20 protein-coding genes are annotated in these 24,454 nt (G+C 65.0%); 10 read left to right on the forward strand and 10 right to left on the reverse strand.

Annotated elements, in window-relative coordinates; all coding sequences use genetic code 11:
- The first annotated feature begins 19 nt into the window (after nt 1-19).
- Together ilvA and ACEW7X_RS14900 are read left to right on the forward strand one after the other, a co-directional pair.
- The gene (gene ilvA, locus ACEW7X_RS14895; RefSeq protein ID WP_068367328.1) at nt 20-1,528 is read left to right on the forward strand and encodes a threonine ammonia-lyase, biosynthetic; all 1,509 of its coding nucleotides are present in this window, start codon (nt 20-22) and stop codon (nt 1,526-1,528) included.
- A gap of 67 nt (nt 1,529-1,595) precedes the next feature.
- A complete protein-coding gene (locus ACEW7X_RS14900) occupies nt 1,596-2,915 on the forward strand; it encodes a glycerate kinase type-2 family protein (protein ID WP_420177376.1) in 1,320 nt (439 codons plus the stop codon).
- Between the two features lie 15 nt (nt 2,916-2,930).
- Here the strand turns inward: ACEW7X_RS14900 and ACEW7X_RS14905 are convergent, their stop codons facing one another.
- The 3 genes from ACEW7X_RS14905 to ACEW7X_RS14915 all read right to left on the reverse strand — a co-directional run bounded on the left by ACEW7X_RS14905 (nt 2,931) and on the right by ACEW7X_RS14915 (nt 7,706).
- A complete protein-coding gene (locus ACEW7X_RS14905) occupies nt 2,931-4,301 on the reverse strand; it encodes a sigma-54-dependent transcriptional regulator (protein ID WP_420177377.1) in 1,371 nt (456 codons plus the stop codon).
- Nucleotides 4,298-6,160, reverse strand: a complete 1,863-nt coding sequence (locus tag ACEW7X_RS14910; RefSeq protein ID WP_068367801.1) for an ATP-binding protein — start codon at nt 6,158-6,160, stop codon at nt 4,298-4,300. Before ACEW7X_RS14910 ends, ACEW7X_RS14905 begins: the two co-directional genes overlap by 4 nt.
- A gap of 172 nt (nt 6,161-6,332) precedes the next feature.
- Nucleotides 6,333-7,706 (reverse strand): dicarboxylate/amino acid:cation symporter, encoded by a 1,374-nt coding sequence (locus tag ACEW7X_RS14915; protein WP_415358798.1) that lies wholly within the window; start codon nt 7,704-7,706, stop codon nt 6,333-6,335.
- Nucleotides 7,707-8,214: 508 nt separating this feature from the next.
- Here ACEW7X_RS14915 and thiC point away from each other — a divergent pair.
- From thiC to ACEW7X_RS14940, 5 genes are all read left to right on the forward strand, one after another.
- Entirely contained in the window at nt 8,215-10,131 is a 1,917-nt protein-coding gene (thiC, locus tag ACEW7X_RS14920; RefSeq protein WP_420177378.1) for a phosphomethylpyrimidine synthase ThiC, read from the forward strand.
- Between the two features lie 167 nt (nt 10,132-10,298).
- Entirely contained in the window at nt 10,299-10,838 is a 540-nt protein-coding gene (locus tag ACEW7X_RS14925; protein ID WP_134838873.1) for a YaeQ family protein, read from the forward strand.
- 73 nt (nt 10,839-10,911) lie between these two features.
- Nucleotides 10,912-11,721, forward strand: coding sequence for a thiazole synthase (locus ACEW7X_RS14930; protein WP_068367336.1), 810 nt, complete (start codon nt 10,912-10,914; stop codon nt 11,719-11,721).
- A 5-nt stretch (nt 11,722-11,726) separates the two neighbouring features.
- Nucleotides 11,727-12,572, forward strand: a complete 846-nt coding sequence (thiD, locus tag ACEW7X_RS14935) for a bifunctional hydroxymethylpyrimidine kinase/phosphomethylpyrimidine kinase (protein WP_420177379.1) — start codon at nt 11,727-11,729, stop codon at nt 12,570-12,572.
- A 124-nt stretch (nt 12,573-12,696) separates the two neighbouring features.
- On the forward strand, nt 12,697-13,377 hold the full coding sequence (locus ACEW7X_RS14940; RefSeq protein ID WP_068367340.1) for a protein-L-isoaspartate O-methyltransferase family protein: 681 nt from the start codon (nt 12,697-12,699) through the stop codon (nt 13,375-13,377).
- A gap of 150 nt (nt 13,378-13,527) precedes the next feature.
- Here the strand turns inward: ACEW7X_RS14940 and rfaE2 are convergent, their stop codons facing one another.
- The 5 genes from rfaE2 to ubiE all read right to left on the reverse strand — a co-directional run bounded on the left by rfaE2 (nt 13,528) and on the right by ubiE (nt 18,763).
- A complete protein-coding gene (rfaE2, locus tag ACEW7X_RS14945; protein WP_068367343.1) occupies nt 13,528-14,025 on the reverse strand; it encodes a D-glycero-beta-D-manno-heptose 1-phosphate adenylyltransferase in 498 nt (165 codons plus the stop codon).
- Nucleotides 14,026-14,095: 70 nt separating this feature from the next.
- Complete coding sequence (ubiB, locus tag ACEW7X_RS14950; protein WP_068367345.1) at nt 14,096-15,649, reverse strand: ubiquinone biosynthesis regulatory protein kinase UbiB; 1,554 nt, start codon at nt 15,647-15,649, stop codon at nt 14,096-14,098.
- The gene (locus ACEW7X_RS14955; RefSeq protein ID WP_420177380.1) at nt 15,646-16,293 is read right to left on the reverse strand and encodes a ubiquinone biosynthesis accessory factor UbiJ; all 648 of its coding nucleotides are present in this window, start codon (nt 16,291-16,293) and stop codon (nt 15,646-15,648) included. The genes ubiB and ACEW7X_RS14955 overlap by 4 nt, the downstream gene beginning before the upstream one ends.
- 253 nt (nt 16,294-16,546) lie before the next feature.
- Nucleotides 16,547-17,536 carry a Tim44 domain-containing protein gene (locus tag ACEW7X_RS14960; RefSeq protein WP_420177381.1) on the reverse strand — a complete coding sequence of 330 codons (990 nt, stop codon included), beginning with the start codon at nt 17,534-17,536 and terminating at the stop codon, nt 16,547-16,549.
- Nucleotides 17,537-17,965: 429 nt separating this feature from the next.
- Entirely contained in the window at nt 17,966-18,763 is a 798-nt protein-coding gene (gene ubiE / locus ACEW7X_RS14965) for a bifunctional demethylmenaquinone methyltransferase/2-methoxy-6-polyprenyl-1,4-benzoquinol methylase UbiE (RefSeq protein ID WP_068367349.1), read from the reverse strand.
- Between the two features lie 186 nt (nt 18,764-18,949).
- Between ubiE and phoB the strand changes: the two genes are divergently transcribed.
- The 3 genes from phoB to serA all read left to right on the forward strand — a co-directional run bounded on the left by phoB (nt 18,950) and on the right by serA (nt 22,460).
- Complete coding sequence (phoB, locus tag ACEW7X_RS14970; protein ID WP_068367350.1) at nt 18,950-19,648, forward strand: phosphate regulon transcriptional regulator PhoB; 699 nt, start codon at nt 18,950-18,952, stop codon at nt 19,646-19,648.
- 95 nt (nt 19,649-19,743) lie between these two features.
- Entirely contained in the window at nt 19,744-21,045 is a 1,302-nt protein-coding gene (phoR, locus tag ACEW7X_RS14975; RefSeq protein WP_130486754.1) for a phosphate regulon sensor histidine kinase PhoR, read from the forward strand.
- A 206-nt stretch (nt 21,046-21,251) separates the two neighbouring features.
- On the forward strand, nt 21,252-22,460 hold the full coding sequence (gene serA, locus ACEW7X_RS14980) for a phosphoglycerate dehydrogenase (RefSeq protein WP_068367354.1): 1,209 nt from the start codon (nt 21,252-21,254) through the stop codon (nt 22,458-22,460).
- A gap of 134 nt (nt 22,461-22,594) precedes the next feature.
- On the opposite strand, the gene ACEW7X_RS14985 is transcribed toward serA, so the two are convergent.
- Nucleotides 22,595-23,494 (reverse strand): HpcH/HpaI aldolase/citrate lyase family protein, encoded by a 900-nt coding sequence (locus ACEW7X_RS14985; protein ID WP_420177935.1) that lies wholly within the window; start codon nt 23,492-23,494, stop codon nt 22,595-22,597.
- Nucleotides 23,495-23,578: 84 nt separating this feature from the next.
- On the reverse strand, nt 23,579-24,376 hold the full coding sequence (locus tag ACEW7X_RS14990; RefSeq protein WP_202969506.1) for a sulfite exporter TauE/SafE family protein: 798 nt from the start codon (nt 24,374-24,376) through the stop codon (nt 23,579-23,581).
- Nucleotides 24,377-24,454: the final 78 nt, after the last annotated feature.

Below are 24,454 nucleotides of genomic sequence, written 5' to 3' on the forward strand. Positions count from 1 at the left end.
GGCCCAAGCGCCGAAAACCATGAACACCGATTATCTGAAACGCATCCTGACATCCAAGGTCTATGACGTCGCGGTCGAAACGCCGCTGGAATATGCCCCGTTGATTTCAGAGCGAATTCAGAACAAGGTCTGGTTCAAGCGCGAAGACATGCAGGAAGTCTTCAGCTTCAAGCTGCGCGGCGCCTACAACAAGATCGCCAATCTATCGCCAGCGGCACTGTCGCGTGGCGTGATCGCTGCATCCGCCGGCAACCATGCCCAGGGCGTGGCCCTGTCGGCGCGCAAGCTGGGCTGCCGCGCCGTCATCGTGATGCCGGTGACCACGCCGCGCATCAAGGTGGATGCTGTCCTGGCGCATGGCGCGGAGGTCGTCCTGGCAGGCGAAAGCTATTCCGACGCCTACCAGCATGCCCTGACGCTGGAGAAGGAACAGAAGCTGACCTTCGTGCACCCGTTCGATGACCCGGACGTCATCGCCGGCCAGGGCACCGTTGCGATGGAAATCCTGCACCAGCACCCCGGCCCCATCGACGCGGTATTCGTCGCCATCGGCGGCGGCGGCCTGGTTTCCGGCGTAGGCGCCTATATCAAGGCGCTGCGGCCGGAGATCAAGGTCATCGGCGTGCAAACCGTGGATTCCGACGCCATGCTGCGCAGTGTGCAGGCAGGCAAGCGGGTCAACCTGACCGACGTCGGCCTGTTCTCGGATGGCACCGCCGTCAAGCAGGTGGGCCAGGAAACCTTCCGCATTGCGCGGGAAGTCGTGGATGAATTCGTGGTCGTCGATACCGACGAAATCTGCGCCGCGCTCAAGGACGTTTTCACGGAAACCCGCAGCGTGCTGGAACCCGCCGGCGCCATGGCCCTGGCTGCCGCGAAGAAGTATGCAGCCGACAACAAGCTGAAGAACAAAACGCTGATCACGATTGCCTGTGGCGCGAACATGAACTTCGACCGGCTGCGCTTCGTTGCCGAACGCACCGCCATAGGCGAACAGCGCGAAGCACTGTTCGCTGTCAGCATGCCGGAGCAGCGCGGCAGTTTCCGCCGCTTCTGTGCGCTGCTGGGTGACCGCGCCGTGACCGAGTTCAAGTACCGGATGGAAGACAGCGACCGCGCCCACGTGTTCGTCGGCCTGCAGGTCAGCTCGCCCGCCGAAGCGGAGAAGCTGGCCGTCAACCTGGGCAAGCATGACTTCGAGATCCTGGACCTGACCCAGAACGAACTGGCCAAGACCCATTTGCGGCACATGGTGGGCGGCAAATCCACCCAGGCCACTGATGAACTGCTGTATCGCTTCGACTTCCCGGAACGTCCAGGCGCCCTGATGCGATTCCTGGCCGCCATGCAACCCGACTGGAACATCAGCCTGTTCCACTACCGCAACCAGGGCGGCGACGCCGCCAGCGTGCTGGTCGGTATCCAGGTACCCAGCGCCGACCGCAAGGCCTTCCGTGAATTCCTGAAAGCGCTGGACTATCCCCACGCCAACGAAACGGATAACCCGGCCTACCGCCTGTTCCTTTAACCCGCCGCCTGCCGCCGACCGGCGCAGGCAAGCCGGTCTGCGGTGGCAGCCTGCCCGGCCCGCTGCCATGACGACCCGCCACGACCCGCCCGAGTTTCTGTCCGAACACCTGCCAGAACATTTGCTGCGCAGGCTGTTCGACGCAGCCGTCGATGCCGCCGATCCGGCACGTTGCCTCCCTCCGCTGGTCGCCCGGCTGCGCGCCTGCGCCACGGACGGACGCGTCGTGGTCATCGGCGCCGGCAAAGCCTCGGCGGCCATGGCTGCCGCGCTGGAACAGGCCTGGGATGGCCCGCTCTCAGGCCTGGTGGTCACGCGCTACGGCCACGCCGTGCCTTGCCGCCAGATAGAAATCATCGAGGCCGCCCACCCCGTTCCCGACGACGCCGGCGCTGCCGCTGCACAGCGCATGCTGGCACAGGTCGCAGGACTCGGGCCTGACGACCTGGTCATCGGTCTGTTTTCGGGCGGCGGTTCCGCACTGCTGGCAGCGCCCCTGGCCGGCATCAGCCTGGCAGACAAACAGGCACTCAGCCGGGCGCTGCTGGCCAGCGGCGCTTCGATTTCGGAAATCAACTGCGTGCGGCGTCACCTGTCCGCCATCAAGGGTGGACGCCTGGCTGCCGCCTGCCGCCCCGCGCAGATCATCAACCTGCTGATTTCCGACGTACCAGGCGATGATCCTGCCGATGTAGCTTCCGGCCCGACGGTTGCCGACGCCAGCACCTGTGAACAGGCGCAGGCCATCCTGCAGCGCTATGGCATCGAGCCTCCCGCCCCGGTGCAGCACGTGCTGTCATCCCAGGCCGCGGAATCCTGCAAACCCGGCGATCCGGCCCTGCCCGCCATCAGCACCCACCTGGTCGCCACGCCACGCATGGCCTTGCTGGCGGCAGCAGCGGCCGCCCGGGAAGCCGGCATACCAGCCTGGATACTGGGTGACGCCATCGAGGGCGAAGCCCGCGAAGTGGCCCGCGCCATGGCGGGGATTGCGCTGTCGTGCGCCCGGTACGGGGAACCCTTTGCCGCGCCCTGCGTGCTGTTGTCCGGCGGCGAAACCACCGTCACGCTGCGTGGCCAGGGACGCGGTGGCCGCAATGTCGAATTCCTGCTGGCGCTTGCCCTGGCCTTGCGCGGGCAAGCCGGCATCCATGCACTGGCTGCCGATACCGACGGCGTAGACGGCCAGGAACCCGTGGCGGGTGCCATCATCACGCCCGCCACGCTGGCACGCGCCCGTACGCTGGGCCTGGACCCGGCGGCCTGCCTGGCCGACAACGACGGCCATGGCTTCTTCGAGCGCCTGGGTGATGGCGTCATTACCGGCCCGACACTGACCAACGTGAATGATTTCCGCGCCTTGCTGATCCTGCCCGGCCGCAACTAAAGCCGGCCACAGCCATCAGGACAGATTGAGCCCGTACTTGCGTACCTTGTCGTGCAGGGTGGTCTTGGGAACCTGCAAGGCCGCGCTGGCGCGCGTCAGGTTGTTGTCATGCCGACGCAGCGCCTCGACGATCAGCGCACGCTCGAACTCCGCCACGGCCTGGGCCAGTGGACGCTCCTGGGTACTGCCATCGTCCGCGCCGCCATCGGCGGAAAACGGCGGAAAACCGGCAGCAATGCCCAGTACGCAACGTTCGGCAGCATTGCGCAGCTCGCGCACATTGCCCGGCCAGTGATAGGCCATCATGCTGCGCAGCCGGCCCGGGTCCTGCGCCAGCGGCGTGCGTCCATGCCGCGTCGCGGCCTGCAGCGCGAAGTGCTCGAACAGAATGCTGACGTCTTCGCGCCGTTCGCGCAAGGGAGGCAGGGGCAGCGTCGCCACACTCAGGCGGTAATAAAGGTCGGCGCGAAAGCCACCGCTTTCCGCCAGCGCCAGCAGATCCACCTTGGTTGCGGCGATGACCCGGCAATCCACCAATACCGGCGTATTCGAGCCCAGCCGTTCCAGCGTGCGCTCCTGCAGAACGCGCAGCAGCTTGACCTGCATGGACATCGGCATGCTCTCGATTTCATCGAGGAACAGCGTGCCGCCGCTGGCGTGTTCGATCCGGCCAATACGGCGCCGGCCGGCCCCGGTGAAGGCGCCGGCCTCATGGCCGAAGATTTCGCTTTCGAACAGGTGCTCGGGCAGGCCGCCGCAATTGATCGCAACGAAATTACCATGTCGCCGCGCGCTAGCATCATGCAGGCAGCGCGCCACCAGTTCCTTGCCGGTGCCGGTTTCTCCGTGGATCAGAACGTCTGCCTCGCTGTCACCCAGTTCTCCCACCAATCGGCGCACACGTCGCATGGGTTCCGATTCCCCCAGGATGCGTGCCTCGATGGTGTCGCGATTCTGCAGCGTGGCCCGCAATGCACGCACTTCCAGCGACAGCCGCCGGTGCTCCTGCGCACGGCGCACCAGCTCCACCAGATAGTCGGGCGAAAACGGCTTCTCGATGAAGTCATGCGCGCCATCCTTCATGGCCTGCACTGCCAGGGCCACGTCGCCATGGCCGGTCATCAGGATGACCGGCAGCTCCGGGTCCTGCGCGCGCAGCTGGCGCAGCAAGGCCATGCCGTCCATGCCGGGCAGGCGCATGTCCGTCACCACCAGCCCAGGCGTCGCGCCAGCCTCCAGGCGCCGCAGCGCCTGTTCGGCACTGGCGACAGCCTCCACTTCAATATCGGCCAATTGCAGCGTCTGGACGCATCCCAGGCGGACGTTCTCGTCATCCTCGACCAACAGGACGCCCAGGCCCGAACCGCTCGCGAGATCGCTTTTCATAGTGCACCTTCCTTGGCTGCAATCGCCTGCGCCGCAGGCAGGTCCACGACAAACATCGCGCCGCCGGACGCCGCTGCGGCCGCACTGAGCGTTCCGCCGAAATCACGCACGATGCCGGCAGAAATCGCCAGCCCCAGGCCCAGCCCGCGTCCGGCCTCTTTGGTCGTGAAAAAGGGTTCGAACAGGTGCGCCAGCACTTCTTCGGGCAGACCGGGGCCGTTATCCGCCACTTCGATGCGCACGCGCTCGCCGTCGCGCCTGGCACTGATCCGTACCGCCGGCGACGCATGGCCTTCAACCGCATCCAGCGCGTTGCCTATCAGGTTGACCAGCACCTGTTCCAGGCGGTTGGCATCACACAGCGCTGTCACTCCCCCGGCGACCATCATGCGCATGCCTGCGCCTACCTGGCGCAGGCGCGGCTCCAGCAGGAACAGCGCATTGTCGATGGTACGGCGCACGTCCACCGGCTGCGGCGCGCCATCGGACTTGCGCGCAAACAACTTGAGCCGGCTCGTCAACCCGCCCATGGTATCGACCAGCGTGCCGATACGGTCCAGGTTGCCGCGCGCGGCGTCCAGATCGCCCCGTTCCATGAAGCGGCCCGCATTGCCCGACAGCGTGCGCAAGGCCGCCAGCGGCTGGCTCAGTTCATGCGCCAGCTCCGCCGACAACTGGCCGATCACCGCCATCTTGCCGGCATGTACCAACTCATCCTGGGCCGCACGCAGATTGCGCGTGCGCTCCTCGACCTTTAGTTCCAGTTCGTCATGGGCACGCTGCAGGGCCTCGCGCGCCTGCAGGCGTTCGCGCAGGTAGGCGCGACGCTGCTGCCACAGCAGCAACAAAATGCACACCAGGGCGGTCGCGGCGGCAGCCAGCGCCGCCCGTGTCCATGCCATCCAGGCCAGTTGCCCAGCCGGTGACAGCACTGTCAGGGTCCAGCCGGTTCCGTCCAGCGCCTGTTCCTGGGCCAGGTAGGGCGGCACGCGCCGGGCGCCGCCCTGGCGGGGTTCCGCTGCAGGCAGGCTGACCAGGTGGGTGCCGCCGGGCAGCCCTCCGGCGTCGCCCAGCCCCAGCGGGTCCAGGGGCTGGTCGAAGTACTGCAGGCTGGCGCGCAAGCGCTCGCGGTCCGCATCGGACAGCGGCCGCAAGGCCGTGAATTTCCATTCTGGCGTCGAGGCCAGGATGACGATGCCGTTGGCATCGCTCACCAGCACCGGCACCTCTGCCTTGCTCCAGGACTGTTCCAGCTGTTCCAGCCCGACCTTGACCACGGCTACGCCGGCCACCTCGCCATCTTCATAGAGCGGGGAAGACAGGTAATAGCCGGGGTCGCCACGAGTCGTGCCGACACCGAAAAACCGGCCGGCACGGCCGGCGGCAGCCTCGCGGAAATAATCGCGATAGGAGAGGTCTTCGCCCAGGAAACTGTCGGCTTGCTGCCAATTGCTGGTGGCCTGCACCTGCCCCTGCTTGTCCAGGATATAGATGACCCGCGTACCAGCCAGTTGATTCAAGCGTTCCAGGAAGCGGTTGACCGCATGTGCCAGTTCGGGGCCGGGACCGGGTTCAGGGTCCAGCCCCAGGATGGGGTCGTGGGTATCCACCGGCCGGCGTGCGACCAACAGACTCACATCCCGCTCTAGCGCCAGTGTCGCGGGCAGGAAGGCATATTTGTCGATTTGCCGCTCCAGGCTGGCGGCATACAGGGCCAGACGGCCCTGGCCGGCGCGCTGCAACGCATCGAGATCGACGCCCAGGCTATGGCGATAACCGGCCCAGCCCGCCAACGCGGCCAACAGCGCGATCCCCGGCAACAACAGCCCCAGTCTGCGGAAAAAACGGGATACGGGCATCAGGTTGATCCAGAAAGGAAACGCTCCGGGCATCATAGCAGAGCCTTCCCACCCGCCCCTGGCGGCGGACATGCCTGGCCTTCCCTGGGCCTGCCGGCCAGCGCGCAGCCGGCCCCCAACGCAAGCCCGGGATCGGACGTATGCCGACGCACAGCCGGCATACGCATGCGGATCACGCAGCCCGGCTCTCGCCGTGGGCAACGGCGGAAGCCGCCGCGCCGGCTGGCGCCAGCCCTTCGGCAGCCACCTCGTCCTCCAGGCCATCCGCCAGCGCTTCATCGGGCCCGCCCAGCCCCCGCTCCCATTTGGCCACGACTGCCGTTGCAATCGTATTGCCCAGCACATTGGTAGCACTGCGTCCCATATCCAGGAAGTGGTCTATCCCCAGAATCAGCAGGATTCCGGCTTCCGGCAAACCGAACATGGGCAGCACGGCGGCCACCACCACCAGGGAAGCGCGCGGCACGCCGGCGATACCCTTGCTGGAAACCATCAGCACCAGCAGCATCAGGAACTGCTGCTGCAGGGACAGCGGAATATCGTAGGCCTGCGAGATGAACAGCGCCACGAAGGTGGTGTAGATCATCGAACCATCGAGGTTGAAGGAATAGCCCAGCGGCAGAACGAAGCCGATCAGGCGCTTGCGCACCCCGAAGGCCTCCAGCTTTTCCATGACCAGCGGGTAGGCCGCTTCGCTGGATGCCGTGGAAAAGCCCAGCAGCATGGGCTCGCGCACGGCGCGCACCAGGCGGAAGACATCGCGGCCCAGCACCATGAAACCCGCGCCGATCAACACGATCCACAAGGCCACCAGCGCAATCGCAAAGCACAGCATGAAACGGCCGTAGACCAGCAGGATACCCAGCCCTTCGGTGGTAATGATGTTGGCGACCGCGCCAAACACACCCAGCGGCGCAAAGCGCATGACATAGTTCGTCACGCGCAGCATCACAGGCACCAGCCCTTCGATGGATTGCGCCAGCACCAGCGAGGTCTTGTCGCGCAAATGGCCCAGCGCCAGGCCAAAGAAGACGGCGAACACCAGGATCTGCAGGATCTCGTTGTTTGCCATGGCCTCGATAAAGTTGCGCGGCACCACGTGCAGCAGGAAATCATGCAGATTCAGCGAACCGGTGCTGAGCCCGGAGCTGGCGTGAACGTCGGGCAAAGGCACGCCGACATTGGCGCCAGGCTGCAGCAAATTGGCGAACAACAGGCCCAGCAGCAGCGAAATGAACGATGCCATCATGAACCAGCCGACCGCCTTGCCGCCGATGCGACCCACCGCCCGGCCGTCGCCCATGCTGGCCAGGCCCGCCACCAGGGTAGCGAAAATCAGCGGGGCGATGATCATCTTGATCATGCGCATGAACAGCTCGGTCAGCAACGCGAAGTAGCCCGCGATTTCCTTGGCCTGCGCTGCGCTGCCCGCCCACAAATGGCAGGCATAGCCGACAACGATACCCACGACCAGGGCAATAAGTATCCACTGGGTCAGCCGGTTCATCTTGGGTTTCTTGCCCAGGGCAGGCGGTGCGGGCGGCATGGAAGCCCCGCCGCCCTGCTGCGCGGCACCGAGTTCCTTCCTGGAACCCGTCAATTCGGCTGCATGCTGGGCAGTGGGGGTTGCGCTATGGCGTGTCGTCATTGTTTTCTCTCCACCTGTAGATACCGGCCGTGACCGGACGCAGATATCTAGCAAGCTTCATGCCAACTTCCAGGACCTGACAAAAAAACCCAACCCATTGAAAAAAATAATAAAAGCTGTTTACCCATCAGCGCACTATCCGAAAAACCGGACAAACCCGGTTTTTTTCGTACGGAAATCCGTACGTCGCCTTTGGGCACATGCAGGTTCCCCTGATTCGCCAGCTGCGCTTATACTGGGCGCCACGCAGGGGTACATCCCGCCGCTTATCGCGGCGTGATTGTTGAGAGAGTCCCTTCGTACCAGTACGGATAATGCCGACGCTGGGAGCGTATGCCGGGCGTCTCTGCGCGCCCGGTATCCTTTCCCTCTCGGCTCCACGATTCCTTCTTCATGGAGCTTCACCTTGAATCAAAAAGCCAACTTCCTGGCCGCCACGGCCCAGGTCGACGCGGCAGCCATCGCACCGCTTCCCCAATCCCGCAAGATCTACCAGACCGGCTCGCGGCCCGACATCCGCGTCCCGTTCCGGGAAATCACCCAGGAGCGCACCCCGACGCTCTTCGGCGGAGAGGAAAATCCGCCCCTGACGGTGTATGACACCAGCGGCCCCTATACCGACCCAGATGTGCAGATCGACATCCGCCAGGGCCTGCCGGCCCTGCGTGCAGGCTGGATCGCCGAACGAGGCGACACCGAACAGCTCGACGGCCCCGGCAGCGCCTACGGCCAGGAGCGCCTGCGCGACCCCAAGCTGGCGTCCATGCGCTTCGGCCTGCAACGTCCGCCCCGGCGGGCACTGGCTGGCGCCAACGTCACGCAGATGCACTACGCGCGGCGCGGCATTGTCACGCCGGAAATGGAATTTGCGGCCATCCGCGAAAACCTGCGGCGTGAACAAACCATCGAAACCTTGCGCGCCAGCGGCCCGGAAGGCGAAAAAATGGTCCGCCGCCTGCTGCGCCAGCACCCCGGCCAAAGTTTTGGCGCCAGCATTCCGGCGAGCATCACGCCGGAATTCGTCCGCGACGAAATCGCCCGGGGCCGCGCCATCCTGCCGCTCAACATCAATCACCCCGAAATCGAACCGATGCTCATCGGCCGCAATTTCCTGGTGAAGATCAACGCCAATATCGGCAACTCGGCGGTCAGCTCCGGCATCAGCGAGGAGGTCGAGAAAATGACCTGGGCGATCCGCTGGGGTGCGGATACGGTCATGGACTTGTCCACGGGCAAGAATATCCACGAAACGCGGGAATGGATCATCCGCAATTCGCCCGTACCCATCGGCACCGTGCCCATTTACCAGGCGCTGGAGAAGGTCAACGGCAAGGCGGAAGACCTGACCTGGGAAATCTTCCGCGACACGCTGATCGAACAGGCCGAACAGGGCGTGGATTACTTCACCATCCACGCCGGCGTGCGACTGCCCTTCATTCCGCTGACGGCCGACCGCATGACCGGCATCGTGTCGCGCGGCGGCTCGATCATGGCCAAATGGTGCCTGGCGCACCACAAGGAAAGCTTCCTCTACACACACTTCGAAGACATCTGCGACATCATGAAGGCCTATGACGTCAGCTTCTCGCTGGGCGACGGCCTGCGGCCCGGCTCGGCCTATGATGCCAATGACGAAGCCCAGTTCGCCGAACTAAAAACCCTGGGCGAACTGACGCAGATCGCCTGGAAGCACGATGTCCAGGTGATGATCGAAGGCCCTGGCCACGTGCCCATGCAGATGATCCGCGAAAACATGGAGCTGCAGCTGGAGCACTGTCATGAAGCCCCCTTCTATACGCTGGGGCCGCTGACGACAGATATCGCGCCGGGCTACGACCACATCACTTCCGGAATCGGCGCGGCGCTCATCGGCTGGTATGGCACGGCCATGCTGTGCTATGTCACGCCCAAGGAACACCTGGGCCTGCCCAACAAAAAGGATGTGAAGGACGGCATCATCACCTACAAGATCGCCGCCCACGCCGCCGACCTCGCCAAGGGCCACCCTGGCGCGGCCATCCGCGACAACGCACTGTCCAAGGCACGCTTCGAGTTCCGCTGGGAGGATCAGTTCAACCTGGGGCTGGACCCGGACACCGCACGGGAATTCCACGACGAAACCCTGCCCAAGGACTCCATGAAGGTGGCACACTTCTGCTCCATGTGCGGGCCGCACTTCTGCAGCATGAAGATCACCCAGGATGTGCGCGAATATGCGCAGCGCCAGGGACTGGAAGCCGGCAAGGAGGCGCTGGCGGTCGGCATGCAGGAAAAGGCGGTCGAATTCCGCGCACGTGGCGCAGAAATCTACCAGACCGTCTGACACCCTGGCCCGGGAAGCCGCAGATGCAGGCCTTGCCGCGTACCCGCCAGGCCACGCTTGCTGCATTGCAGCGAGCGTGGCCTGTCACCTGTGCCTACAATGCCTGTTTGGCCGCGCCGCGTACCCAGTGCGCGGCGCCGGCTTCCACTTTCCACGCAGCTTCCTACATGGCCCTGTCCGCAACCATCTACAAAGCCGACGTCAACGTCGCCGACAATGACCGCGCCTACTACGGCAGCCATTCGCTGACCCTGGCCCGGCACCCATCAGAAACCGACGAGCGCCTGATGGTCCGGCTTCTGGCCTATGCGCTGAACGCCGATGCCGACGAGAACCTGCGTTTCACGCGGGGCCTGAGCGAAGCCGACGAGCCCGAACTCTGGCGCCTGGACCTGACCGGCGCCGTCCAGACCTGGATCGAAGTCGGCGCACCCGACGAACGCCGGATACTGAAGGCCTGCGGCCGCGCCGACGAGGTCATCATCTATGCCTACGGGCGCAATGCGCCGCTCTGGTGGAGCGGCGTGCGCAACAAATTGCGCAAGGCCGAAGGCAAGCTGCGCGTTTACCTGCTGCCCGCCGACGCCACTGCCAGCCTGGCAACCCTGGCGCGCCGGGGCATGACGCTCAACATCAATATCCAGGATGGTGCCGCCTGGGTTTCAGCCGAAGCCGGCGAAGCCACCGTGGAGATCACGCCGGCCTGAGGCCGTGCCTGCCCTGGCCAGCCGGCGGCGCTCCCTATTCCTTTCAACGACAAAACACCACACTCTGACGACCATGAGCAAGCAAGAACAAGACATCCTGCGCATCGGCGAACGCGAATTCAGCTCCCGCCTGCTGGTGGGCACCGGCAAGTACGCCGACTTCCAACAGACCCGCGAGGCCATCGACGCCAGTGGCGCGCAGATCGTGACCCTGGCCATCCGCCGCATCAATATCGGCCAGGACCCATCCGCCCCCAACCTGCTGGACTACCTGCCGCCTTCGCAATTCACGCTGCTGCCCAATACCGCCGGCTGCTACACCGCCGACGATGCCGTGCGCACGCTGCGCCTGGCGCGTGAACTGCTGGACGGCCATGACCTGGTCAAGCTGGAAGTCCTGGGTGACGCGCAGAACCTGTTCCCCAACATGCCCGAAACCCTGAAGGCCGCCGAAACCCTGGTCAAGGATGGCTTCAAGGTGATGGTCTACTGTTCTGACGACCCCATCCAGGCACGCATGCTGGAAGATATCGGCTGCGTCGCCATCATGCCGCTGGCCTCGCTGATCGGCTCCGGCATGGGCATCCTCAACCCCTGGAACCTGCGCCTCATCATCGACCAGTCGCGCGTTCCCGTCATCGTCGATGCAGGCGTGGGTACGGCCTCGGATGCGACAGTGGCCATGGAACTGGGCTGCGATGCCGTCCTGATGAATACCGCCATCGCCGGCGCACGCGAACCCATACGCATGGCCCGCGCCATGCAGCTGGCCGTCGAGGCTGGTCGCAACGCCTATCTGGCCGGCCGCATGCCGCGCAAGTTCTACAGCGCCGACCCGAGCTCGCCCACGGAAGGCCTGCTGACGCCGCGCAAGGGAGGCTGAAAGCCATGGTACGCACTGCCCCGCCCGCCCGTCAGCCCGGCTCCGCACCGCATGCGCTCACCATCGCCGGCGTCGATCCGTCCGGCGGTGCCGGCGTCCTGGCCGATATCAAGGCCATGAGCGCGCTGGGCGCCTATGGCTGCGGTGTCATTGCCGCGCTGACGGCGCAGAATACGCAAGGCGTGACCGGCATTCTGCCGGTGGACCCCGCCTTCGTCGGGCAACAGCTCGACACCTTGTTCGACGATGTGCGCATCGACGCCGCCAAGATCGGCATGCTGGGCCAGCGCCGCGTGACGGAAACCGTCGCCGAAAAACTGGCGGCGCGGCCAGTACCGCACCTGGTGCTGGACCCGGTCATGGTTGCCAAGAGTGGCGACATGCTGCTGGAAACCGAGGCGGTAGGTGCATTGCGCGAGGCCCTGCTGCCGCTGGCCACCATCATTACCCCCAATCTGCCGGAAGCCGGGGTGCTGCTGGAACAGAGCGCGGTCGAGAATGTCCGCGACATGCGCCGCGTGGCGGAAAAATTGCGCAACCTGATGGACACCAGCAGCCACCGCTGGGTGCTGCTCAAGGGCGGCCACCTGCCGGGCGACGATACCGTGGACCTGTTGCACGACGGCGACGTCATGCTGGAGCTGCCCGGCCGGCGCATTGCCACCCGCAATACGCACGGCACCGGCTGCACGCTCTCGGCCGCGCTGGCCGCATTGCTGCCGCAATCCAGCGACGTGCCCGAAGCGGCGCGCCGGGCCAAGGCCTATCTGATGACGGCACTGGAACAGGCCGACCGCCTTCGCATCGGCAACGGCCAGGGGCCGGTGCATCACTTCCACGCCTGGTGGTAACACCGGCGGCCAGGCACGAGCCCTCCCCATTGCACCATCCCAACCGGTACAATCGGGAGGTATCTCACATTCCCCGCACTGGCGCGGCTGACCCCGTGCCGCCTGCATTGGACGCAATCACGCCATGAACGCTGCAAACCTGCCTGCCCTCGAGCAAGCTCGCTTCAACATGATCGAACAGCAGATCCGTCCCTGGGTAGCGCTGAACGAAACCCTGTCGGACGCACTCTACGCGCTGCGCCGTGAACAGTTCGTACCTGCCGCCCAGCGTGCGCTGGCCTTCTCCGACCTGGAAATCCCGCTGGTCATCGACGGCATCGACAGCAACCAGGTCATGCTGGCCCCCAAGATCGAAGCCCGCCTGGCGCTGGCGCTGGATCTCAAGCCCACGGACTGTATTCTCGAGATCGGCACCGGCTCCGGCTTCCAGGCCGCGCTGCTGGGCCGTCTCGGCCAACAAGTCCTGTCAGTGGAAATCGACCCGCGCCTGGCTGCCTTCGCACAGCAGAACCTGCAACAGAACCAGGTCGGCAACGTCAAGGTTGAAACCGGCGACGGCCGTTCCGGCTGGGGTTCCACGGAATATGACGCCATCCTGCTGACGGGCTCCGTGCCCGTCGTGCCCGACGCGTTGAAGTATCAACTGCGCATCGGCGGCCGCCTGGTGGCTGTCGTCGGCCAGCATCCGGTCATGACAGCCTGTCGCATCACGCGCACCACGGCAGCGACCTTCGAAACCGAACCGCTGTTCGAAACCATCATCAAGCCCTTGCGTGGCGCAACGGTGTCCAAGTTCAAGTTCTGAACACCACCATGCCTTGAGGCCAGGCTTGCCGCGCCACGGCAAGCCCCAGCCCCTACCAGAAAACGCCAACCTGTTGCCAGGCTGGCGTTTTGTCTTTCTGCCTTCCGGCTGCCGGGCGTATGGCAAGCGTCCCGACCGGGAACAGCGTACCTAGCCCTTGTTGGCCGCCGCCATGATTTTCTGCACCAGCCTTGTGGTGGAACGGTCATGGGCAAAGGGAATCGCCACGGCCTTGCCGCCCCAGCTGCGCACCGCAGCCGTCTCCGGCAGCACTTCCATGTCATAGTCCCCCCCCTTGACGATGATATCCGGGCGCAAAGCCTGGATCAGCGCCAGCGGCGTGCTTTCCTCGAAGCAGGTCACCAGGTCCACACTGGCCAGCGCGGCCAGCATGGCCATGCGGTCGTCCTGATTGTTGAGCGGCCGTTCCTCGCCCTTGCCCAACATGCGCACGGACGCATCGCTGTTCACCGCGACCAGCAGGGTAGCGCCCAGCTGCGCGGCTTCGTCCAGATAGCTGACATGCCCACGGTGCAGGATATCGAACACGCCGTTGGTGAAGACCAGCGGCCGGGGCAGCTCGCCACGGCCGGCCGCCTGGATGCAGGCTTCGCGGGTCAGGATTTTCGCTTCGAAACGGATGGTCATGCTTTGCGTCCAGTTCGGCCGGGGCAGACGCGCCCGCAGCCCTATGCGTATCGTGTCGGTGCCGTCGTGCCTAGCGGGTCAACGCCCACAGCCCGACTGCCAGCGCCGCGGCCAGCACGCCGGTCAGTACCGCCAGCAGGCGGTTGCCGGTTTCCTTGGCCTTGCGCAGGCGTTGGGTTTCGTCGAGCAGTTCGGGCATCAGGTTCTGGCGCGCCAGGTTCTCGTGCAGCAGGCGCGGCAACTCCGGCAACGTCTGTGCCCAGCGCCCGGCTTCCTGGTGCAGTTTCTCGCGCAGCCCGCGCCACCCCATGCGCCGGTGCATCCAGCGCTCCAGGTAGGGCTTGGCCGTCTTCCAGAGGTCCAGGTTGGGGTCCAGTTCGCGCCCCATGCCCTCGACGTTCAGCAAGGTCTTCTGCAATAGCACCAATTGCGGCTGCACTTCCATGTTGAAGCGCCGCGAAGTCTGGAACAGGCGCAGCAGCACCTGCCCCAGCGAGATTTCAGCAAGCGGACGGTCGAAGTGCGGTTCACAAACCGCCCGGACCGCGCCTTCCAGCTCTTCTTCACGCGTGTCGGCCGGTACCCAGCCCGATTCGATATGCAGCTTGGCGACCTGGCGGTAATCCCGCTGGAAGAACGCCAGGAAGTTCAGCGCCAGATAGTTCTTGTCGAAATCGGACAACGAACCGACGATACCGAAATCCAGCGCAATATAGCGCCCCAGGGTTTCCGGCTGATCGGAAACATAGATATTGCCCGGGTGCATGTCGGCATGAAAAAAGCCGTCGTCGAACACCTGTGCGAAGAAAATCTCCACGCCGGTGCGGGCCAGCGTAGGCAAATCCACGCCTGCCGCCTTCAGGGCCTCGACCTTGCTGACCTGAATGCCGCGCATGCGCTCCATCGTGAACACGGTCGACGAGGTGTAGTCCCAGAAAACCTCAGGCACGATCAACTGGCTGGCACGCACGCTATCGACGGAGAAGTTGCGGCGCAGCTGGCTGCAATTCGAGGCTTCGCGCAACAGATCGAGCTCGTCGTGCAGGTATTTGTCGAATTCCCCCACGACTTCGCGCGCCTTGAGCCGGCGCGCATCGGCCGACATGCGCTCGAGCAGCGTCGCCAGGCGCCGCATCAGGCCCAGATCCTGGTCTATGACCTTGCGCATGCCTGGCCGCAACACCTTCACCGCGACTTCCCGTCCATTGTGCAGGACGGCGAAGTGCACCTGCGCCACCGAAGCCGACGCCACCGGTGTCATCTCGAACTGCGCGAACAGCTGCGACGGCGGCGCGCCCAGCGCCTTTTCGATGGAAGCCACGGCCTGCTCGGAAGGAAATGGCGGCACGTTGTCCTGCAGGCGCGCCAGTTCCTCGGCGAAATCCGGAGAAATCAAATCCCGGCGAGTCGACAACACCTGCCCGAACTTGACGAAAATCGGGCCCAGGGACTCCAGCGCCAGGCGCAGGCGCACCGCCCGGGGCTGACGCGGCGGTCGCCCGAAACGCACGCAGCGCAGGGCTATCCGCGCCCAGCGGAACTGCAGGCCGGACAATACGATTTCATCCAGCCGGTAACGCAGGCAGACAAACAGGATACGCCAGAGGCGGAACATCGAATTCACGGACGGCCTCCCCGCTTGGCAGCGGCTTCCAGGCGCTCCAGGCGGCGCAATGCGGCATCGGCGCGCACCCCCAGGCTATCGAGCTGTTGCTCTGCCTGCAGGCGGTCCAGCTGCCATTGCCTCCACTGCGAAGCACCCAGCACGGTTTCTGTTTCTTCGGAAAGATATTCGGCGGTATTGCCCGCCAGGCGCAACATGAACTCCCTCATGCCGCGATGCAGCTGGCGCGCCCCGGCAACCAGGCGGACGGCCGGCACATCGCCGATCCAGCGCGCCAGGGTGTCCTCGGCGTCCCAACGCAGGCCCCGGGCCAGTTCGGCCAGCGTCTGAGCCAGACCGGCTTCGCCCGAGATATGCATGATCTCCGCCAGCGGCGGGTTGACAACACCCGGGCGGGGCAAGGCCAGGCGCTCGAGCGGCAGTGTCAGGATGACGTCGGATGCAACGCCATCTTCGCCTTCGAGAAACTCCAGGCATGCGTCCGGCGCCACCAGGAATACCGCACGCATGCCGCCGGCAACCAGCGTAATGCGCTTGCCTGCATGACGCGCCAGTTTTTCCCGGGCCCAGGGCTCCTGCTCCGTCAAGGCATTGAACGCCCGAACGGCCAGATCGACAGGATGAGGCAAAAATGCTGGCAACATGAAGACAATCCTGGGCTTGCCGCCCGAATGAATCTGAAAGGAGTTGATGGGGAATCCCGGTACAGCGAGCAGTTTAACGGCTTTGGCCTGACTGCACATGCCTGCACCGGCGGCCGGCCCGCTTTCACTCCTGCCCAGCGCAGGCGGCAAAAAGCCCTGGCAGGCATCACCCGGCCAGGGCTTTCATGACCCGCCCTGCCGCCGCGCCACTGCCAGCAGGAAAAGGCAGCAGCAGGCAGGCGTCAGGCCGGCATCAGGATTGCTGATCGACGTTCATCTGCTGGATACCTGCCAGCATCCAGCCGCCGTCCGCGCTCTTGAACAGGTTCCAGACCTCTTCGAAACGGAATGCTTCGGCGCCCGCTTCCTCGCGCAGCATGCCGGAGAAACGCACGCTGGCCAGGTGGCCGCCGGACACCTGCTCGACCCCCAGCAGTTCCGCGTTCAGCAGCACCACCGAGGTTTCGCCGCCAGCATTGGCGGTGATCTGCGAACGCAGTTCGGCCAGCAGATCGTCCGTGAGGTATTCGCGCAGCGACTCGACGTCACCGCTGTCCCACAGTTTCTGGATGGCGACAAACTGCGATTTGGCATTTTGCAGGAAGGCGTGAGTGTCGAAATCCGCCGGAATGAACCAGCTGGGGTCCACGGGAGCAGCAGCGGCAGCAGGCGCTGCGGCAGCCACCGGAGCCGCTGCCGGTGCAACGGCGGGCTGTGCGGATTCACGCCACATCGGCGCAGCTGGCTGGGCGCCACGGCCACCGGTACCGGCACCCGCGCCGGCGCTCGCGCCTTGCATCGCAGGACGCGCACCGGCGCCACGCAGGCGGCGCACGATGAACATGATGGCGAACACGACCAGACCGATCAGCAGGGCGCTGGAGAGGAATTCAAGCAAGGCGCCGGACAGGCCCATGCTGGACAGCAAGGCTGCCAGGCCCAGGCCGGCCGCGATACCAGCGATGGGGCCCAGGAAGCGCGACATGCCGCTGCGCGTGGCGGCGGCACCTGCTGCAGCGCCAGCGGCAGCCGGTGCGGCGGCCGAACGGGCGCTGTTGGCGCCGGTATTGGCTGCCGGCGGCGTAACGGCCTGGCGCTGCTTCATCACATTGCTGGATTGGCGGCCGAAACTGCCGCCACCACCCATGCGGCGCGCATCGGCGTCAAAGGAAGCGCCCACCATGGCAACGCCGGTCAGGGCGATCACAGCGGCAGCACAGAATTTCGTAAAACGTCGAGACATGGACAATTTTCCCCGTATTGGAGCGCCGCACGCAATGCGGCCGCCCCTGAAACACCCCCACGCTGCGTCCGGCCACCACGCCCCAGAAAAGGAGACGCTGCCTACGAGCGACCTGGCGGAACCCGGCGTGCGCCGGCAGCAGATGAACCCAGGCGTAATGCATAGCGACGCCTGCCGGCAACGGTTCCGCCCCCCGTTTTTTGGGGGACATGGACAAAGCTTACTAGAAGCTTAATTTTTTTGCCAGACCTGTGTTGATTCTGGCCAACCCGCATATCGGCGGCGCCAATGAACAGGGGCCGGCAACCAGGCGCTGCCGCAGCAGCAGCGGGCAGTTCCAGCGTAAACGAAGCTGGCGCTGCCCCTGCGGGCAGGGTGCAGAAAGTGGTTTTACCGTGTTACAGGCCTGCGCGCAGGCGGTAGCAGGACTCAGCCGTCCAGACGCACGCCTTCGTGCAGCGCCGCGATGCCGGCGGTCAGATTGAAGTAGCGCACCCGCGACAGGCCGACATCGCGCATCATCTGGGCCAGGGTTTCCTGGTCAGGGTGCATGCGGATGGATTCAGCCAGATAGCGGTAGCTTTCCTCGTCCTTGGCAATCACCTTGCCCAGGCGCGGCAGCACGTTGAAGGAATACCAGTCGTAAGCCGGTTCCAGCGGTTTGGCCACGCGCGAGAACTCCAGCACCAGCAGCTTGCCGCCTGGTTTGAGCACCCGGTGCATTTCCGCCAGGGCCGCATCCTTGTGCGTCATGTTGCGCAGGCCGAAGGCCACGCTCACGCGGTCGAAATAGGCATCGGGGAACGGCAGCTTTTCAGCGTCGCACACCGCCACCGGCAGTACCAGACCGCTATCCATCATGCGGTCGCGGCCGACCGACAGCATGGAATCATTGATGTCCGTCAGCCAGACTTCGCCCTGCGGGCCCGCCCGACGCGCGAAGGCCCGGGCCAAATCACCAGTACCGCCCGCGATATCCAGCACCTTCATGCCAGGACGGATGGCAGCGCGACCGACGGTAAAGGTTTTCCAGACACGGTGCAGGCCGACGGACATCATGTCGTTCATGATGTCGTAGCGCTTGGCCACCGAATGGAACACGCCGGCCACACGCCGCGCCTTGTCATGCTCGGCGACGGTCTGGAAGCCGAAGTGGGTGGTCTGGTCCGCTGCGCCCGGGGCCGTGCCAGCGTCCGTTTGTGCGGGGGAAATCTGTTTTTCGCTCATCCCGATATCGTAGCCGATTCCATGGCAGCCGGAAGTATCAGCGTGGCGCAAATTGACACCTCAGGACACGATTTTCTCGCCATGCCCCTCAAGGAAAGCACAAGACAGTCACAGACCTGAAACATTGCCGCCATATTATGGCAACGTCCGCGCCATACGGCGCCTTTTCCCTACTGCCTGATCGCCATGTCCAGCACTATTCTCGTGGTTGAAGACGAACCCGCCATCCAGGAGCTTATCGCCGTCAATCTGTCCTTCGCCGGACACAAGGTCCTGCGCGCTTTCAATGTGGAACAGGCGCACACCCTGATCCGCGCCGAACTGCCAGACCTGATCCTGCTCGACTGGATGCTGCCCGGCGCATCCGGGCTGAACATGGCGCGCAGCCTGCGTGCCGACGAGCGTACCCGCAGCGTGCCCATCATCATGCTGACGGCCAAGGGCTCAGAGCAGGACAAGGTGGACGGCCTGGAAGCCGGTGCCGACGACTACATCACCAAGCCCTTCTCGCCCAAGGAACTGATGGCGCGCATCAAGGCAGTCCTGCGCCGCCGCGCACCGCAGCTGACCGATGACGTCATCGACGTGTCCGGCCTGCGCCTGGACCCCGTCACCCACCGCCTGACCGGCAACGGTAAGGCGCTGCATATCGGGCCGACGGAATTCCGCCTGCTGCACTTCTTCATGACCCATCCGGAGCGCGTCTTTTCACGCGCCCAACTGCTGGACCAGGTATGGGGCGACCACGTGTTCGTCGAAGAGCGCACGGTGGACGTTCATATCCGCCGCCTGCGCAAGGCGCTTGAACCCACCAGCCATGACGCGCACGTGGAAACAGTACGCGGCAGCGGCTACCGCTTCACCAACCAGATCACCAGCAACTGAGCCCGCCCCCCCTTGGCGAGCGCCGGCCCGGCCTGCCACAGGCGGCGGGCTGACGCGCCCCGCAGCGCTGCGGCAATGCGACAATGGATGCCACTATGATCTGGATACGCACGCTCGCCACCCTGCTCGCCTGGGCTGTCGTTGCCGCACTGGTGCATTGGCGCCTGGGCGGCAGCAGCGGCATGCTGGTGTTCGCCTGCGGCGCCGGCTTGCAGACCTTCCGCCAGGCGCGCCAGATTCAGCGCTTTTCACAGTGGCTCAAGACCCCGGAAAGCGCGCCGCCCTATGCGCTGGGCGTGCTCGACGACAGCGCGGCCATGCTATACCGCTACCAGCGCCGCCGCATCCGTGAATTCGAAGAAAACCAGCGCATGCTGCAAGGCATGATCGCCGCCGCCCAAGCATTGCCCGATGGCGCCGTCACGCTCAACGAAACCCTGCACATCGAGTGGTGCAACCGCATGGCGCGCCGCCACCTGGGGCTGCGCCTGCCCGCCGACCGCGGGCAATATCTGCTGAACCTGCTGCGCGAACCCGAATTCGTCGCCTATGCCCAGCAGGAAGAATGGCCTGAGCCCATTCTGGTGCGCCTGGTGCGGGAAGGCCAGGAACGGCTGATGATGATGCAACTGACGGCCTATGCGAGCGACCAGCGCCTGCTGATCACCCGCGACGTCACCCAGATAGAAAAGCTCGAGACCACGCGGCGCGACTTCGTCGCCAACGTCTCGCACGAACTGCGCACCCCGCTCACCGTGCTGAGCGGCTTCCTGGAAACGCTGCGCGAGCTGCCGGCCGAAGCAATTCCGCCGGAGCAGCACGACTACTACCTGTCCCTGATGCACGAACAGGCGCAGCGCATGCAAACCATCGTCGCCGATCTGCTGACGCTGTCCGCGCTGGAATCATCGCCCTCGGCAGACCCGCAGGAGATCTCCGTCAGCGAACTGGTGCAGGCCGCCAGGCTGCAGGCCGAAGGGCTATCGGCGGGCCGCCATACCTTCTCCTGGCAGATAGACGACAGCCTGGCGCTTTTGGGATCGGAAACCGAACTGAGTTCTGCCTTCACCAACCTGCTGACCAACGCCGTGCGCTATACACCGGACGGTGGCACCATAGATGTCGCCTGGCGCCAGTTGCCCGATGGCGGCGCGCGCTACAGCGTACGCGATTCCGGCATCGGCATCGCCGCCGTGCACATCCCGCGCCTGACCGAGCGCTTCTACCGGGTGGACCGCGGCCGCTCGCGCGCGGTCGGCGGCACCGGACTGGGGCTGGCCATCACCAAGCACATCGCCATGCGCCACGACGCCGAACTCCAGATTGAAAGCAAACCTGGCCAAGGCAGCACTTTTTCCCTGGTTTTCCCGTCCGACCGCATCGTCGCCAGGCGCTGAGCCGACAGGAAAACAACAGCCGCCGCCTGTGGCCGGCAGCCGCACATCCTTGGTGCAGCAGGGAATCTGGCGTGAAGTAAACGTCCGCGGGCCTTGCCCCGCGACAGGGGAATCCCTTATGCGGCCGGCAAAGCGATTACAATGGATCGCTTCCCGACGCGCCCAGCCGACGCGCCGCCACTTCCTCAATTAGGCTCTTGTCTGTCATGGCAAATATCGTTCTCTTCGAAAACATCCATCCCAGCGCCCGCGAAGTGTTCAAGCAGGCCGGCCTGACCAACATCGTCTCGCATGCCATCGCGCTCCCGCCCGATGAGCTGCGTGCGGCCCTGAAGACTGCCGACATCGTCGGCATCCGCTCCCGCACCAACCTCGATGCAGGCCTGCTCAACGAGTTCCCCAACATCCGCGTGATCGGCTGCTTCTGCATCGGCACCAACCAGGTCGCCCTGGATGTAGCGGCCCAACGTGGCATCCCGGTGTTCAACGCCCCCTTCTCCAACACCCGCTCGGTCGCCGAACTGGTGCTGGCCGAGGCCATCCTGCTGCTGCGCCGCATTCCCGAAAAGAATGATCGCGTGCATGGCGGCCACTGGGACAAGACGGCAACCGGTGCCTTCGAGGCCCGGGGCAAGACGCTGGGTATCGTCGGCTACGGCAACATCGGCTCTCAAGTCAGCACGCTGGCCGAAGGCCTGGGCATGCGCGTCATCTACCATGACATCGAAGCCAAGCTGCCGCTGGGCAATGCCCGCGCCGCGCTGTCACTGGATCAGCTGCTGGAAGAATCGGACGTCGTGACGCTGCACGTTCCCGGCGGTTCGGGTACGGCCAACATCATCAATGCCGAGCGCCTGGCGCGCACGAAGAAGGGCGCGATCATCATCAACGCCTCACGCGGCACGGTGGTGGATATCCAGGCCCTGCGCGACGCCATCGTCAGCGGCCACATCGCTGGTGCGGCGCTGGACGTGTTCCCGACGGAGCCCAAGGGTCCGAACGAACCGCTGCAAAGCCCGCTGGTCGGCCTGCCCAACGTGATCCTGACGCCGCACATCGGCGGCAGCACCCAGGAATCCCAGGAAAACATCGGCCGTGAAGTAGCGGAAAAGCTGGTGCGCTACTGGCTCAGCGGCACCACCAAGGGCGCCGTCAACTTCCCCGAACTGCCTTACCTGGAAGCCAACGGCGAAACCCGCGTCCTGCACATTCACCGCAATGCGCCGGGCGCCGTCAGCGCGCTCAACAACACGCTGGCGGAAAAGGGCCTGAACATCGTCAGCCAGACGCTGCAAACCAAGGGCCAGCTGGGCTATGTCGTGACCGACGTCGACGGCCCCGTGGGCGACGACGTGCTGGAACTGCTGCGCAGCCACCCGGCCACGATCCGCGTCGAGCGCGTGTCCGTCAACTAAGGCAATACACCGCTACCCTGCCCTGATCCGGCCCGCCGGCCGAGGATGGGCAGCCAGTAAAAACCCCGTTCACGCCCCACCGGTCGTGAACGGGGTTTTTTCATGGCCTGCGCCAGATGATGGCGCCATGCCGTTCAGCCGGGGCCTCGCCCGGCAATCTTGTCAGCGCGCGCCAGCAGCGTTTCAGCGGCGTCCACATGCAGTTGTTCCACCAGCACGCCATCGACGACGACTACGCCCAGGCCTTGTGCCTGGGCCTCAGCCCAGGCGGCCACGCGTCTGCGCGCCTGCGCCACGTCTTCGTCCGAAGGGCTGAAGGCCTCGTTGGCCGCCGCCAGCTGGCGGGGGTGGATCAAGGTTTTGCCATCAAAGCCAAGATCCCGGCCCTGCCGGCAGACCTGGGCCAACCCGGCGTCGTCTTCCAGGTCACCATGCACGCCATCCAGGGCGACACAGCCCCAGACTCGAGCCGCCAGCACGATCTGCGACAGCGCAAACAGCAAGGGCAGGCGGTCTGCCGCCGGACGCGCATCCAGCGCCTTGGCCAGGTCCGACGTTCCGGCCACCAGCGCGGCCACGCCCTGCTCCGCGATGGCATCGGCACGCAACACGCCCAGCGGCGTTTCCACCATGGCCCACAGTGGCAGGTCTTGCCGGCAACCCGCTGCATGCAGGGCCTGGCGGGCCTCGCGCACGGCGGCCGCGCTTTCCACCTTGGGCAACAGCACACCGTCGATATCCTGGCTGGCCAGCCATTCGATATCCGCCACGCCCCATGCCGTCGCCAGGCCATTGATGCGCACGATACGCTCGCGATGGCCATAACCCTGCGGCTGAGCCAAGGCCGTGCCGATGCGTTGGCGCGCCAGCGCCTTGGTTTCAGGCGCGACGGCGTCTTCCAGGTCGAATATCAGCGTATCTGCATCGAGGCCACGCGCCTTTTCCAGTGCGCGTTCGTTGGCGCCGGAAATATAGAGCACGGACCGGCGCGGCCTCAGCCTCAGGCCATCGGGCCGGTGCGCCGGCTCGCCCATGCGGGCCGACGTGTCATGTGACGGATGATGCGGCATGAATGAATACCTCCGGAACGATCTCTGGCTGCGCGACAACCAGGCGCCTTAAAGAATGAAGTTCAGGCCCACGCACAGCAGCAAGACGGCGAACAGCTTTTTCAGCATGACCGGGGAAAGCTTGTGCGCCAGCTTCACGCCCAGACCGGCTGAGAACATGCTGGTCACGGCAATGCCGACCAAGGCCGGCAGATAGATATAGCCGAAGCTGTGCGGCGGCCGGTTGGGCTCGCTCCAGCCGAAGTAGATGAACGACAAGGCGCCAAAAATGGCAATGGGCAGGCCGCAGGCTGCCGATGTTCCCACCGCCTGCTGCATAGGCAGGCGACGCCAGGACAACAGGGGCACGGTCAGCGACCCGCCGCCAATGCCAAAAATCGAGGACGCGCACCCCACCACCGCACCGCTGATGCCCAGCCACAATTTGCTGGGCTGACGGAAAGGCTCGCCCGCCGCGTTCTTGGTGCCCAGGCCGAAATACAGCTGAATGGCCATGCAGATGGCAAAGACCCCGATGATTACTTGCAGGTCGGTTCCTGGCAGCAGCGACGCCACCCGGCCACCCAGGATAGCGCCTACCAGCAGGCCTACTGTCATCCAGCGCACCAGGTACCAGTTGATCGCGCCGCGCTTCTGGTGCCCGGCGATGGAATTGATGGAGGTAAATACGATGGTAGCCAGCGATGTACCGACTGCCATGTGAGTCAGGACGTTCGGGTCCAGCCCCTGGGCGGTAAAGCTATAGACAAGCACCGGGACGATAATCAGGCCGCCGCCGATGCCGAACAGGCCGGCCAGCACGCCGGAGAACACCCCGAGCACAAGGTAAAGCAAAAAGGTCAGCATAATCAAAACATTCCAGATAAGGCCCAGGTGGCCGCCACACGGCGGGCTTCCAGGCGCGGCGCCCGCTACCCAGGGTAC

The sequence above is a fragment of the Kerstersia gyiorum genome (genome assembly GCF_048595715.1).
GTDB lineage: Bacteria > Pseudomonadota > Gammaproteobacteria > Burkholderiales > Burkholderiaceae_B > Kerstersia > Kerstersia gyiorum.

What these genes read in the sequence shown, in the direction of transcription:
- ilvA (WP_068367328.1), top strand. Translation starts at nt 20, where the DNA reads ATGAACACCGATTATCTGAAACGCATCCTGACATCCAAGGTCTATGAC.
- ACEW7X_RS14900 (WP_420177376.1), top strand. Translation starts at nt 1,596, where the DNA reads ATGACGACCCGCCACGACCCGCCCGAGTTTCTGTCCGAACACCTGCCA.
- ACEW7X_RS14905 (WP_420177377.1), bottom strand. Translation starts at nt 4,301, where the DNA reads ATGAAAAGCGATCTCGCGAGCGGTTCGGGCCTGGGCGTCCTGTTGGTC.
- ACEW7X_RS14910 (WP_068367801.1), bottom strand. Translation starts at nt 6,160, where the DNA reads ATGCCCGTATCCCGTTTTTTCCGCAGACTGGGGCTGTTGTTGCCGGGG.
- ACEW7X_RS14915 (WP_415358798.1), bottom strand. Translation starts at nt 7,706, where the DNA reads ATGCCGCCCGCACCGCCTGCCCTGGGCAAGAAACCCAAGATGAACCGG.
- ACEW7X_RS14925 (WP_134838873.1), top strand. Translation starts at nt 10,299, where the DNA reads ATGGCCCTGTCCGCAACCATCTACAAAGCCGACGTCAACGTCGCCGAC.
- ACEW7X_RS14930 (WP_068367336.1), top strand. Translation starts at nt 10,912, where the DNA reads ATGAGCAAGCAAGAACAAGACATCCTGCGCATCGGCGAACGCGAATTC.
- thiD (WP_420177379.1), top strand. Translation starts at nt 11,727, where the DNA reads ATGGTACGCACTGCCCCGCCCGCCCGTCAGCCCGGCTCCGCACCGCAT.
- ACEW7X_RS14940 (WP_068367340.1), top strand. Translation starts at nt 12,697, where the DNA reads ATGAACGCTGCAAACCTGCCTGCCCTCGAGCAAGCTCGCTTCAACATG.
- rfaE2 (WP_068367343.1), bottom strand. Translation starts at nt 14,025, where the DNA reads ATGACCATCCGTTTCGAAGCGAAAATCCTGACCCGCGAAGCCTGCATC.
- ACEW7X_RS14955 (WP_420177380.1), bottom strand. Translation starts at nt 16,293, where the DNA reads ATGTTGCCAGCATTTTTGCCTCATCCTGTCGATCTGGCCGTTCGGGCG.
- ACEW7X_RS14960 (WP_420177381.1), bottom strand. Translation starts at nt 17,536, where the DNA reads ATGTCTCGACGTTTTACGAAATTCTGTGCTGCCGCTGTGATCGCCCTG.
- ubiE (WP_068367349.1), bottom strand. Translation starts at nt 18,763, where the DNA reads ATGAGCGAAAAACAGATTTCCCCCGCACAAACGGACGCTGGCACGGCC.
- phoB (WP_068367350.1), top strand. Translation starts at nt 18,950, where the DNA reads ATGTCCAGCACTATTCTCGTGGTTGAAGACGAACCCGCCATCCAGGAG.
- phoR (WP_130486754.1), top strand. Translation starts at nt 19,744, where the DNA reads ATGATCTGGATACGCACGCTCGCCACCCTGCTCGCCTGGGCTGTCGTT.
- serA (WP_068367354.1), top strand. Translation starts at nt 21,252, where the DNA reads ATGGCAAATATCGTTCTCTTCGAAAACATCCATCCCAGCGCCCGCGAA.
- ACEW7X_RS14985 (WP_420177935.1), bottom strand. Translation starts at nt 23,494, where the DNA reads ATGGGCGAGCCGGCGCACCGGCCCGATGGCCTGAGGCTGAGGCCGCGC.
- ACEW7X_RS14990 (WP_202969506.1), bottom strand. Translation starts at nt 24,376, where the DNA reads ATGCTGACCTTTTTGCTTTACCTTGTGCTCGGGGTGTTCTCCGGCGTG.